This window comes from Flavobacterium sp. DW-iso2, assembly GCF_058725285.1.
On the sequence record NZ_JBZXDY010000007.1, the window covers coordinates 177076 to 191109 of the forward strand.

General features: G+C 33.9%; 8 protein-coding genes. 7 read left to right on the plus strand and 1 reads right to left on the minus strand.

Annotated elements, in window-relative coordinates; translation table 11 throughout:
• Positions 1-72 precede the first annotated feature (72 nt).
• From AC4PRO_RS07290 to AC4PRO_RS07305, 4 genes are read left to right on the plus strand one after another with little or no spacing between them, the layout of a single operon-like run.
• A complete protein-coding gene (locus AC4PRO_RS07290; RefSeq protein WP_492116877.1) occupies positions 73-987 on the plus strand; it encodes an ABC transporter ATP-binding protein in 915 nt (304 codons plus the stop codon).
• Between the two features lie 5 nt (positions 988-992).
• Complete coding sequence (locus AC4PRO_RS07295) at positions 993-1829, plus strand: ABC transporter permease (protein ID WP_492116878.1); 837 nt, start codon at positions 993-995, stop codon at positions 1827-1829.
• Positions 1830-1844: 15 nt separating this feature from the next.
• Complete coding sequence (locus AC4PRO_RS07300; RefSeq protein ID WP_492116879.1) at positions 1845-4184, plus strand: T9SS type B sorting domain-containing protein; 2340 nt, start codon at positions 1845-1847, stop codon at positions 4182-4184.
• A 24-nt stretch (positions 4185-4208) separates the two neighbouring features.
• Positions 4209-9161, plus strand: coding sequence for an FIDD domain-containing protein (locus AC4PRO_RS07305; RefSeq protein WP_492116880.1), 4953 nt, complete (start codon positions 4209-4211; stop codon positions 9159-9161).
• 388 nt (positions 9162-9549) lie between these two features.
• On the opposite strand, the gene typA is transcribed toward AC4PRO_RS07305, so the two are convergent.
• Positions 9550-11346: a translational GTPase TypA gene (gene typA, locus AC4PRO_RS07310; RefSeq protein WP_492116881.1), complete on the minus strand. Its 1797-nt coding sequence runs from the start codon at positions 11344-11346 to the stop codon at positions 9550-9552.
• 158 nt (positions 11347-11504) lie between these two features.
• Here typA and AC4PRO_RS07315 point away from each other — a divergent pair, with 158 nt between their 5' ends.
• The 3 genes from AC4PRO_RS07315 to AC4PRO_RS07325 form a co-directional block, all read left to right on the plus strand.
• On the plus strand, positions 11505-13217 hold the full coding sequence (locus AC4PRO_RS07315; RefSeq protein WP_492116882.1) for a PAS domain-containing protein: 1713 nt from the start codon (positions 11505-11507) through the stop codon (positions 13215-13217).
• A gap of 4 nt (positions 13218-13221) precedes the next feature.
• Positions 13222-13626: a response regulator gene (locus tag AC4PRO_RS07320; RefSeq protein WP_492116883.1), complete on the plus strand. Its 405-nt coding sequence runs from the start codon at positions 13222-13224 to the stop codon at positions 13624-13626.
• 170 nt (positions 13627-13796) lie between these two features.
• Positions 13797-14034, plus strand: a 238-nt coding sequence (locus AC4PRO_RS07325) for an ISAon1 family transposase N-terminal region protein (protein WP_492116884.1), incomplete at its 3' end; no start/stop codon positions are given.

The following is a 14034-nucleotide window of genomic DNA, read 5'->3' on the forward strand; positions in this document are numbered from 1 at the left end:
CAAACTAATTTTGGTAAAACGGTAACAATTCCCTATTTTGATCGTCCTACTTATAATATAAAAACGAACATTTTGGAAACCATCCTTTCTATTAAAAATCTCAGCAAACGCTACGGAAGCGTACAAGCCTTAAAAGATATTTCTTTCGAAATAAAAAAAGGCCACGTTTATGGTATTCTAGGCCCAAACGGAAGCGGAAAATCAACAACACTTGGTATTGTTTTAAACGTCGTCAATAAAACCTCGGGAGAATACAGCTGGTTTGATGGAAAAATGGAAACTCATGAAGCTTTAAAAAAAGTGGGGGCAATTATCGAAAGACCCAATTTCTACCCCTACATGACGGCACAAGAAAACCTGAGACTAGTTTGTAAAATCAAGGATATCAGTTATGCTAAAGTTATGGAAAAACTGCAACTTGTAGGCTTGGATGATAGAAAAGACAGTAAATTTAGCACTTTTTCTTTAGGAATGAAACAACGTTTAGCGATTGCATCTGCCCTATTAAACGATCCCGAAATATTAATTTTAGATGAACCTACTAATGGCTTAGATCCTCAGGGAATTCATCAAATTAGAGATATCATAAAACAGATTGCCTCACAGGGAACTACTATTTTATTAGCCTCTCATCTATTAGATGAAGTCGAAAAAGTGTGCACTCATGTTTTAGTGTTAAGAAAAGGACTCGTTCTCTATTCCGGAAGTGTGCATGGTATGTCTTCCAATGAAGGTTTCTTTGAATTAAAGGCAGAAGATACTGCGAATTTGATCCAAGTTTTAAAAACGCATCCTGCCCTAGAGAGTGTTAAACAAGAAGAAGGGAAAGTTTTTGTATATCTAAAAAGTCCCTTAGAAGCCGCTGCTTTAAATAAATTCCTTTGTGAAAAAAATATTAATCTAAGCCATTTGGTAAAACGCAAACACAGTTTGGAAGAGCAATTTTTAGAATTGACAAAAAATGCAAAACCAATACTTAAAAACTAAAAAAAATGAAAAGATTATTATCAATTGAATTACAAAAAATATGGATGAATAAAGCCAGTCGTGTATTGACTTTGACCTACTTCATTTTACTTTCCTTTATAGCAATGATTGCGTCTATCAAATTTGACATTGGTTTTTTTAAAATTCATCTTGCAGAGATGGGTATATTCAACTTCCCTTTCATTTGGCATTTCAACACCTACATTGCTGCAATTTTAAAATTATTCCTAGCCATTGTTATCGTTTCCATGATGGCCAATGAATATAGTTACGGTACTTTAAAGCAAAATCTGATTGATGGTTTGAGTAAAAAAGAGTTCATTTTATCTAAATTTTTGACCGTACTTTTATTCTCATTTTGTTCTACTGTTTTTGTATTTATCATGAGTTTAATTTTAGGGTTTGTTTTCTCTTCTTATACAGAGTTATCCATAGTCTTTTCTGAAATGGAATATTTATTGGCATTCTTTTTCAAATTAGTTGGCTTTTTCTCCTTCTGTTTGTTTTTAGGAATATTGGTAAAGCGCTCCGCATTCGCCCTTGGATTTCTACTCGTATGGAACATAATAGAAGGTATTTTAAAAGGTATTTTAGTTTTCAAAATTTTCCCGGATAATAAAATAGCCGATTATATAACTCAATTTTTTCCATTAGAATCAATGTCAAATTTGATAGTTGAACCTTTTTCCAGATTATCTGTGATAAAAAATATAGGGTCACAAATTGGAGTAGACAGTATTAAAGATTATAGTGTTCATTTTTCATCACTATTAATTGTATTGTCATGGTCAATTATATTTATGTTGTTTTCTTATAAATTATTAAAAAACAGAGATTTATAGTACCTTTACTAGTCTATGAAATCCATAAAAGCCATATTACTTTTTATCTTTCTATGTTATTTTCCCGTTATGGGAAGTGCACAATCATTTACGGTAAACGATACCTACACTGAACAAAATCTCGTAGACATATTGACAAATAACAGTTCGTGTTCTACAACTTCAAATCCTAAAGTCTTGGGAGATACTTTTTCAGGAACTCAAAATAGTCATGGCTATTTCAATTCAGGAACGAGTAGCTTCCCCTTTTCAGAAGGAGTGATTTTAAGTACCTGGAGCATTAGTAAAGCCGTTGGCCCCTTCGATGTGACAAATACAGGTGGAGGAAATATCTCTTGGAAAGGAGACCCAGAGTTAGAACAAGTATTAGGTATTTCAAACACTTTCAATGCAACCGTTTTAGAATTTGATTTTGTACCGTTGACCAACTTCATCAGTTTTAATTTTATATTTGCTTCTAATGAATATCAAAGTTACTTCCCATGCGAATATTCAGATGCTTTCGCTTTTCTAATAAAAGAATCAGGAACAGCTGGTTACACAAATTTGGCAGTACTCCCTGGAACTAACACTCCTATTTCTTCACAAAATGTACATCCTTTAATTAACGACATAACCGATAGTAAAGGATTTCACAAAGGCTGCCCTGCAATAAATGAAACTTATTTTGGAGGTTTAATTACAAGTGCTCCTAATAGTAGTCCTATTAACTATAGTGGTCAAACAAAGAAAATTACTGCCCAAACAAACGTTGTTGCGGGAAAAACGTATCATATTAAATTAGTAATTGCCGATCAAGGTGGTAATTATTATGACTCTGCTGTTTTTCTGGAGGCAGGTAGTTTTAAATCTAAAATAGATTTAGGCACGGATCGGTTACTATCCACAAATAATGGTATCTGTTTTGGAGAGAATTATGTTATAAACACAAACCTACCCGTAACAAATAATTACAAATGGTATAAAAATAATTCTACTACTCCTATCCCTAGCGCGACTAAACCATCATATACCGTTACAGATGCTGGAACTTACAAAGTAGAATTAGATGTCCCTAATTGTATCTCATCAGGGGAAATAAAAATTGAATATGCTCCCGAAATTCTATTGAATAATACCACTTTAGTACAATGTGATGACAATGGCGACGGGGTCTCCATTTTTAACTTAACAAAAGTAGATGCTCAAATTAAAAATAATAATTCCTCATTAAGTCCAGTCGTTTATTATGAAACATTGGCTGAAGCCAAAGCATCCCTAAATCCGATTACAAATTCTTCGTCCTATGTGAATAAGTCTCAGAATCAAATTCTCTATGCAAAAGTTACAAACAGCTACGGTTGCAACAACTACGCCGAATTAACACTCCAAATTTCTAATAACGCTATTACACCGCCAAATCCTTTTAGAATCTGTGACGAAGATGCAAATCAAGACGGCTTATCTGCTTTCGATTTAAATACACAAATAACGCCAACCGTTTTAAACGGACCACCGGCAGGATTAAATGTAGAATACTATTTAAATTCAGCTGACGCTGTTTCTCAAAATAATGCACTTCCTAACGCATTCAATAATATAACTCCAAATCAGCAAATTATTTTTGCGAGAATCATAAATGGTTCCGATTGCTATGCTATTACTCCTATCACTTTAATTGTAGACACATTTAAGCCTCCAAATTTTGAAGATATAAATGCCAGTTTATGCAACGGCAATACGACAACGATTTCAATCAATACGGGTTTCTCTAGTTACCTATGGAATACTGGAGAAATAACGACTTCGATAACCGTTAACACACCAGGTGATTACACCGTAAAAGTCACCGATTCGAACGGATGTGAAGCAAACAAAACATTTCATATCAAAGCGTCGGGGATTGCAACGATAACGGGAGCGATCGTAAATGAATTTGCCGGAAATGACAACTCAGTAGTACTTGAATATACAGGCTCAGGAGATTATGAGTTTTCACTTGACAGTACTTATTTTCAGGATGATCCTCAATTCACAGGGATTACCGCAGGATCTTATATCGCTTATGCTAGAGATAAAAATGGTTGTGGTTTATCAAATCCTTTTGCCATTAGTGTATTAGATTACCCGCGATTTTTTACTCCAAATGGAGATGGATATAATGATTTTTGGACTATTAAAAACCTTGATTTACTACCAAAATCAAAAATAATTATATTTAACAGATATGGTAAATTGCTCAAAGAAATAAGTCAGACCAGTATGGGATGGAATGGTACATTTAATGGCTCTGAGTTACCTGCTAATGACTATTGGTTTAATTTAACTTTTGAAGACGGAAAAATCATAAAAGGCCATTTTTATTTAAAAAGATAATATTTATTTTGCTATTTTTAGTGCATGAAAAAAACTTTACTAATTTTCTTTACTTTTTTATCTATAAGCTGTTTCGCACAATTTAGTAAAACACATTATATTCCACCTTTGTCCGGTTCAGATCTTATTGCTGCTCAAGATCAATATCTATATATCTCAACACCGAGTACTACTGCGGTAAATGTTAAAATTAACGCATTAGGAGCTGGTATTATTAATATTCTTGTTTCTAAAGATACTCCTTATGTTTATAACATAGGTTTTGGAACGGATTCACAATTGCACGTAAGTCCTTATTTATTGAATACTCCTTTATCAAACAAAGGATTTATAATTGAAGCCGACAACTTAATATACGTTGCTGCAAGAGTGATGGCAGGAAATTACAATCAAGCAGGGTCACTTGTTTCTAAAGGAATTTCAGCTATTGGAAATGAATTTAGGGTAGGCGCTTTTGTGAATACTGAAACAACGAATAATGCTGCATTCAGATATACTTTTTTATCCATATTAGCTACTGAAAATAATACTGTGGTGGATTTTAGTGGAATTAAAACGGGAGTAACTTTGGTTGGAAATATCGCAGTTGGAAATACGCCACCAAGTGTAACGTTAAATAGAGGTCAAAGCTATGTTTTAGCAACAGAAGATAATAGTATCGCAAATAAGGACGGATTAATTGGTGCCTTAGTTAAATCTAACAAACCCATTGTAATGAATTGTGGATCCTATGGAGGTACCAATGGGAATATCAATAACAATCTAGATTTAGGATTTGACCAAATTGTCTCTGCAAAAAACATTGGAAATGAATATGTTTTTGTTCGTGGATTTGGGTTAGATATTTTAGAGCGTCCATTGCTTGTTGCGCATGAAGATAACACTTTCGTTTATCTAAATGGAAGCGCTACTCCATATAACGCAACACCGCTTAATGCCGGACAATATATTATTTTTGATGGTACAAATTATTCAACCAATCAAAGTTTATATGTAAAAACCTCTAAAAATGTTTTCGCCTATCAAAGTGTTGGAAGTTCAAGTCAAGCAAATCAAGAAATGTTTTTTGTACCACCATTGAACTGTTCTACCCCAAATATAGTTGATAACATTCCATTTATAGAGCAAATAGGATCAACGACATTTACAACAAACAGCGGCTTAAATATTGTCACAGAAAAAGGAGCAACAATAGAAATTTCGATAAACGGCATTAAACAACCTATAGGGGTGGCTCCAAAAGATGTAGTTGGGAATCCCAAATTTGAAACCTATGCGTTAAGCGGCTTGACAGGAAATATTGGTGTCTATTCATCTAAACAAGTCTATGTGTCTTATTTTGGTTCAAACAGTGCTGCCACATATGGCGGCTACTATTCTGGATTCGATCTAAAACCAGAAATTATTTCGGATAAAATTGCCGTAACGAATACTTCTTGTATTCCAAATATTATCTTAAAACTGAACTCTTTATCTTCTTATGATACTTTTCAATGGATTTTTAATGATAGTGATATCCCAAGCGCAGTAACTAATACATATCCTCCGACACAGCCCGGCTATTATCAAGTCAGGGGTAGTATTTCTGGTTGTGGAATACCGCAGCTTTCAGATAAAATACCAGTAAGTATTTGTACTCCTGATACAGACACTGATGGAACAAATGATAACATTGACATTGACTTAGATAACGACGGGATTACAAACTGCACCGAATCCTACGGAAGTCAAGGTATCGACATTTCAAATATAGCTAACGGTACGATTTCTAAAGACAATTACAGTAATCCATTTAGCGGAACACTAACTTCTAATGGCTCAACTACACCTACAATCTTTGCAGGTAAAACAAATGGAGATTTTACTACTGAAGTTTCATCTGGTAACGGAAACTACCTGACTTATACTATGAATTTCACTACACCAGTGTCGCTAGCTTTAGAATATATTAAAGTTGGAAACAGTAGCGATTTATTAAACTCAAATTCCGAATTTATTTTAAAATCCCCTACAAATAAAACCATTACAGTATTGAATCCAGATAATCAATTGTTAATTGACACCAATTACGACGGGATTTTTGAAAGTAACATAACCGACTTTTCTTCCTTTGAAATCCGTTTTAGACTTAATAGTGTTATACCATTAGCAGCTGGAACAGGAACCTTTAGTTTTCGTTCCTTTATGACCGAATCAATTTCTTTTACACATAAAAACTTATCTGACACACAAGTTAACAAAGGTTCATTCACCATTTTGGCCACCTGTATTCCTAGTGACACCGATTTGGATGGCATCCCTGATCAATTGGATTTCGATAGTGATAATGATGGGATTCCTGATACTATTGAAGCTCAAGGAACCACAGTAAAAACTATTTCAAATATAGACATCAATAAAAATGGTCTTGACAACGCTTTTGAACCGGGGTTTTCTCCTATAGACACTGATAATGATGGGATTCCTGATTTTTTAGATTGGGATAGCGACAATGATGGAATCTATGATACAATAGAGACAGGAAGTTTGGCAGCGGACACTGATGGGGACGCAATTAAAGACTATCGAGAACTAGACAGTGATAATGATGGCTGTAATGATGTCATAGAAGCTGGGTTTACAGATTCTAATGGCGATGGATTATTAGGCTCAATTACACCACCAACTGTTGATTCTAAAGGAATTGTAACAAGCCGGACTAATGGCTATACTCCTCCAAATGCTAACTATACGACTGCTGCACCTATAGTAATTACAACCCAGCCGATTGTTGCAGCAACTTGTGAACTACAAAACGCCACGGTTACAGTCGCGGATAATGGCGGTAATACCTACCAATGGGAACTTTCAACGAACGGAAGTACGTGGACTCCCATAACTAATAATGCAACCTACTCACAAGAAACAACTAATTCATTATTAATTACAAGTGTAAAAAATACTATGAACGGCTATAAATATCGTGTTCAACTTAAAAAAGTAGGGAATTCATGCGACTTACTTTCCTCAGAAACAACATTAACCGTTTATGCTCTACCTGTCGTTACTAATGTTACTATTATTCAGTGTGACGATGATACAGACTTATATACTTCATTTAATTTAACCGTTAAAAACAACCTGATTTCATCAAATTATTTGTTCGAAAATTTTACTTATTACAAAACGCTACTTGGAGCTCAAACGGCAGATCCAACACAATATATTTCAACTCCTTTGGCTTTTGATAATACAACAAGGGATATTTTTGGTGTTATGAAAGTTTGGACTAGAGCTGTAAATTCTAATGGATGTTTCAGTGTAGCTCAACTTAACTTAAAGGCTGTAGCTACACAAATTCAAAATACAATAATACCTTATACGGAGTGTGACGATTTCTTAGATATAAACGGGAATAACACCGCAAACAATGACAAAAGAGATGGGGTTACCTCTTTTAATTTTAGCAGTGCCGCTACTTATTTAAGGTCTTTAGTGCCATCCACTTATTCTATAACTTTCTATCGAAATCAAGCCGACGCCCTAGCCGAAATTAATGTTATCGCAGATATTTCAAATTACAGGAATATTGGTTATGAAAACACGCAACAAATTTGGGGTCGAGTGGACAGTGATATTGATAATGCTTGTTATGGTTTGGGGCCTTATATTAATTTAATGGTCGAGGCATTACCCTTTGCAAATCCTGTGACAATACAACGACAATGCGATGATAATCAAGATGGAATTTTAACTTTTAACACCGCTACGCTTGAAGCTTCCCTACTAAACGGACAAAGTAATGTTACCGTTACTTACTTAGATGCAAATAATGATCTTCTGCCAAGTCCATTCCCAGCTACATTCACAACTGCTTCGCAAACCATAAAAGCAGTAGTAATTAATAATACAACATTAGCATGTTATGATGAAACTCTGATTAAATTTATAGTAGATGATCTACCGGAAGCTTTTGCAATTACTACTTCCTTAACAACAGCGTGTGATGACGAGCCAAACCCTTTACTTCAAGATGGAAAATTTCCTTTTGACACATCAACTTATGAGACAACAATACTAGCAGGACAAACAGGAATGACTGTAAAGTACTTTGATCAAAATGGGGATTTGCTATCTAGTCCCCTACCCAATCCTTTTGTTACGGGAACACAAAATATAATTGTTACAGTTGAAAACACAGTAAATACAACTTGCGCCGCCACAGTAACTATTCCGTTTATTGTTCATGCGTTGCCAAACATTGAATTAAACAGTGACGGTAGCGAAAATGAATTAGTGTGTTCAAATCTACCCACCTTTTTTGTTAAATTGGATGCGGGAATTCAAGACGGAAGCCTACCAAGCAATTATACATACGTATGGACTAAAGATGATGTAACTTTACCTACTCAAACTACTGAATTTTTGGATATAAATGAAGCTGGAACTTACACTGTGAGAGTAGCTAATCTAAGCGGTTGTGACAAAGTACGAACTATAAAAGTTACCGCTTCAGATATAGCACATATTCAAAGTATAACTGTTGTGGATTTAGCAAACATCAATACCGTTACCGTAAACAATACAGGTCCAGGAAAATACGAGTATAGTTTAGACGAACCTAATGGTCCATTTCAATCATCAAATTTCTTTGACAATGTACCAGCCGGAATTCATCAAGTATATATAAATGATATAAATGGATGCGGAACTGTTAGCAAGATTATAGCAGTATTAGGTGTCCCAAGGTTTTTCACTCCTAATGGAGATGGTTATAATGATTATTGGAATTTAAAAGGAGTAAATGCAAGTTTCAATTCAAATTCAACGATTTTCATCTTCGACAGATACGGAAAACTTCTCAAGCAAGTTGCTCCTACATCTCAGGGATGGGATGGTACTTTCAATGGATTACAACTCCCCTCAGATGATTACTGGTACACTATTAAACTTGAGGACGGAAGAGCCGTAAATGGACATTTTAGCTTAAAAAGATAAAACAAACTCATATTTCTGAAATAAACTACTCTGCACTTTCAGTGTGGAGAGTGGTTTTAGAAAAACTGGAAATCCCACTTATCTTTTTAATCAAAAACTACTTTGAATTATTAATTCTATGTTTTTTCCTCCTATGTTCTAGATGTTCATTTACCATTATCATTAAATATACTTATCACGTACAAACCTATTCAAAAATCTATACTCAAACACTAAAGAGAGCATTTATTTCGCGTATGCCAAAGCATTAAATACACAGTCATAAATGATTCATATCTTAGACTAATAAAGGATCTCATACTTTGCAATAAACTTGCAACTCACATTTAATTAGCAAGCATAAAAAAAGCCATTCTTTCGAATGGCTTTTTTCTATAAAATAATAAAATTAGATTTTATATCTTTTTCTATCTGTTTCTGTCAAATATATTTTTCTCAAACGAATAGATTTTGGAGTTACCTCTACATATTCATCTTTTTGAATGTATTCTAAAGCTTCCTCTAATGAGAAAATGATTGGTGGAATAATTCTAGCTTTTTCATCATTTCCAGAAGAACGTACGTTAGACTGTTTTTTAGCCTTAGTTACGTTAACACACATATCATCGCTACGTGAATTTTCTCCAATTACTTGACCTTCATAAATTTCATCATTAGGATTAACGAAGAATTTACCACGATCTTGCAATTTATCGATGGAATAAGGAATTGCTTTACCATTTTCCATAGAGATCAAAGAACCATTGTTACGTCCAGGAATAGCACCTTTGAAAGGCTCATATCCTATGTAACGATGTGACATAATTGCCTCACCAGCAGTAGCAGTCAACAATTGATTACGCAATCCGATAATTCCACGAGACGGAATATTGAATTTTATAATCATACGTTCTCCTTTTCCTTCCATGCTCAACATTTCTCCTTTACGGATTGTAACAAACTCTACAGCTCTACCTGAAAGATTCTCAGGTAAATCGATTGTTAACTCCTCAATTGGTTCACATTTTTTACCATCAATTTCTTTAATGATAACTTGTGGTTGACCAATTTGTAATTCATATCCTTCTCTTCTCATTGTTTCAATAAGAACAGACAAGTGAAGTACTCCACGACCAAAAACCATAAACTTATCAGCTGAATCAGTTTCACCTAATTTCATTGCTAAGTTTTTCTCCAATTCTTTATTTAATCTATCTCTAATATGACGAGAAGTTACAAATTTTCCTTCTTTACCAAAGAAAGGAGAGTCATTAATCGTAAACAACATACTCATTGTAGGCTCATCAATAGCAATTGATTTTAGAGCTTCCGGATTTTCAAAATCAGCGATAGTATCTCCAATTTCGAAACCTTCAACACCAACAATCGCGCAGATATCTCCCGCAATAACCTCTTGTACTTTCTTACGACCAAGACCTTCAAAAGTATGAAGCTCTTTAATTCTAGATTTAGATATTGTACCATCTCTTTTTACTAACGAGATTGGCATACCCTCTTTCAAAATACCTCTTTCAAGACGACCAATAGCGATACGACCTGTAAAAGCAGAAAAATCTAAAGAAGTAATCAACATTTGTGGAGTTCCTTCAGAAACTTTAGGAGCTGGAACATTAGCGATAACCATATCTAATAATGCTTCAACATTATCAGTAACGTTTTCCCAATGGTCAGACATCCAGTTATTCTTAGCAGAACCGTAAACTGTTGGAAAATCCAACTGCTCCTCTGTTGCTCCTAATTCAAACATTAAGTCAAAAACTTTTTCATGAACTTCTTCAGGAGTACAGTTTTCTTTATCAACTTTATTAATAACAACGCATGGCTTTAAACCAAGGTCTAATGCTTTTTGTAAAACAAAACGAGTTTGGGGCATAGGCCCTTCAAATGCATCCACAAGTAGACAAACACCATCAGCCATATTCAATACACGCTCTACCTCACCACCAAAATCGGCGTGACCGGGAGTATCAATAATGTTGATTTTTGTTCCTTTGTACTGAACAGAAACATTTTTAGAAGTAATGGTAATACCTCTTTCACGCTCTAAGTCGTTGTTATCAAGGATTAAGTCACCTGTGTTTTCGTTGTCACGAAATAACTGACAGTGATACATAATTTTATCAACCAAAGTTGTTTTACCGTGATCGACGTGGGCAATAATTGCAATGTTTCTAATAGATTCCATCTGTGATTTTTAATGGCTGCAAAGGTACACTTTATTTTGATATAAAAAATATTTATACAATACTTTACATATAGTTAACGTTTTAGATATTAATTGTGAGTTAAAAATAAGTGCGTAAAGGTGTCTTAAATTTCATTATAATTAATTACATTTGAGTGATGAAAAGCAAAACTAACCAGCTAACTATAACATATATCCTTATAGCCGTCTTCGTGGCTATCGTTTTTTACAAAATTTCCATAAAATACTATTATCTAGATTATTACAAAATTTTTAATTTTACAAAAGACCTCGCTTTAGTTTTTTTAACAGGCATGACCTTTAGATATATTCTATCCAAAAACGATAATAGAAACAAAATTATTTTTGAAAAACTCAAGAAAACCAACGACGAAATTAAGGAGTCAAATGAAAAATATGACATCGTTGCTAAAGCAACTAGCGATACGATTTGGGACTGGAAAATCCAGAAAGACAAACTCTTTTGGAACAAGGGAATAAAAAGCATTTTTGGATATGATCAAGATCAGGTTGGAGAAAGTTCAAAATGGTGGTTTGACAACATACACCCAGAAGATAGCATTAAAATGTCGATTAAATTATATTCTTTTATAGAACAAAAAACCGAAAATTGGCAAGATGAATACCGCTTTAAATGCGCTGACAACTCTTATAAATATGTACTTGACAAAGGATTTCTTCTAAAAGATGAAAATGGAAAGGCAATTAGAATGATTGGTGCCATCCAAGATATCACAAAACAAAAGAAAGAAGAACTCCGACTTAAATTATTAGAAACCTTAATTGTTCAAACAAAAGACTCAATAATTATTACAGAGGCTAATTTTAACAAAACTAAATTACCCAAAATAGTTTACGTAAATCCTGCTTTTTCAGTTATGACAGGTTATTCTGTTCATGAAATCACTGGAAAATCTCCAGATTTATTGAGAGGTATCAATACCGACAAGGATAATATCAAAAAAATAATAACCTCAATAAAAAACAGAGAAGAAAGCGTAATTGAAATAATTGCTTATAAAAAAAACGAAGAGGAGTTTTGGTTGCGATTTTCCATGATTCCGATTTACAATTCAGAAAACGAACTATCGCACTGGGTCTCGATACAAAGAGATGTCACTGAAGAGAAAAAGCAAGAAATAGAAAAAGAACACCTCATACGAGAGCTAACTAAAAACAACAAAGATTTAAAGCAATTTTCTTATATCACTTCCCATAACCTTAGAGCACCTTTATCGAACTTAACCGGCTTATTGAATTTAATAGAAGACATCCCCATTGAAAATTCAGAATTAAAAGAAATATTACATGGCTTCAAGAACTCAACCAACCTGCTAAACGAAACCGTAAACGACCTGACAAAAGTCATGATCATAAAAGACAACCCTTCTACTAAAAAAGAAGTAGTTGTATTAAAGGAAGTATTTGAAAAAATACAAAGCCAACTCATCTTTTCAAGTCACACCCATCAAACTATATTGAAAGTTAATTTTGAAAACGCCCCTTTATTAGAAGCCAATAAATCGTATATAGAGAGTATTCTACTGAATCTTTTGACAAATTCCATAAAATACAGATCAGAAAATAAAATTTTAGAGATATCGATATCTACACATCAAGCTGAAAATCAAGTAATCTTCATTTTTACAGACAATGGAATTGGAATTGATTTAGAAAGAAATCGAGATAAAGTTTTTGGGCTTTACCAAAGATTTCACAACTACCCCGATAGCAAAGGGCTGGGTCTGTACCTCGTAAAATCGCAAGTTGAAGCCATGGAAGGATCCATCAGTATTGAAAGCGAAGTCAATAAAGGAACTACTTTTACCATAACATTCAAAAACAACTAAAACAATGCTAGACTTAATTTTATGCGTTGATGACGACCCTATAACTCTAATGTTAAGCAAAAAAGTAATTTTCAAAACTACTTTTACACATGAAATAATTACAGCACAGAATGGAGAAGAAGCCCTTCAATTCTTCGACTCAATCAGACACAAAGGCGCGGATTTCAATACACGACCTCAGTTAATATTTTTGGATTTAAACATGCCTGTAATGGGCGGATGGGAATTCTTAGATTCTTTCAATAGCCTAGCTTATTCTGATTTTAATACTACCACAAAAATCGTGATCCTTTCGTCAACAATTGATCCAGCAGATTTAGAAAAAGCAAAAACATACCCCATGGTCATTGATTTTCTATCAAAACCCATTACTCTATCCATGCTGGATTATCTATCAAAAAAAGTATAATAAAAACTATTAAGACAGGAAGATAGTGCAATGAAAGACTCCGTGAAGCAAGTAGCAATATTACACTTAACTATTGTCGCTCCACAGGTTTTCAACGTGACAAAGGATCAAGACAAAATGTTGTGGGGAAATATTAAAATCTTGATATTTGTGTTTCCAAATTATACCAAATGCAAGACTCCTATAGCGAACTAATCAAGTTATTATTACCTGAAATCATTGTTGAATATTTTGAATTGACGTCTTACAAGAAAGGAGATGAAGTCTTGCATATATATCTTAAAGAGATAAATTCGATTCCTAAAGAATACAGACCGTATAAGTTAAGCTCAAAAGGCTTCTTTGATGAAATTACAGTTCAGGATTTTCCTATTCGGGGACATCAGGTATATCTGCATATTACTCGCA

Bases quoted from the DNA above. Each gene is read 5' to 3' on its own strand.
- AC4PRO_RS07315 (WP_492116882.1), top strand. From the start codon at position 11,505: ATGAAAAGCAAAACTAACCAGCTAACTATAACATATATCCTTATAGCC.
- typA (WP_492116881.1), bottom strand. From the start codon at position 11,346: ATGGAATCTATTAGAAACATTGCAATTATTGCCCACGTCGATCACGGT.
- AC4PRO_RS07300 (WP_492116879.1), top strand. From the start codon at position 1,845: ATGAAATCCATAAAAGCCATATTACTTTTTATCTTTCTATGTTATTTT.
- AC4PRO_RS07295 (WP_492116878.1), top strand. From the start codon at position 993: ATGAAAAGATTATTATCAATTGAATTACAAAAAATATGGATGAATAAA.
- AC4PRO_RS07320 (WP_492116883.1), top strand. From the start codon at position 13,222: ATGCTAGACTTAATTTTATGCGTTGATGACGACCCTATAACTCTAATG.
- AC4PRO_RS07305 (WP_492116880.1), top strand. From the start codon at position 4,209: ATGAAAAAAACTTTACTAATTTTCTTTACTTTTTTATCTATAAGCTGT.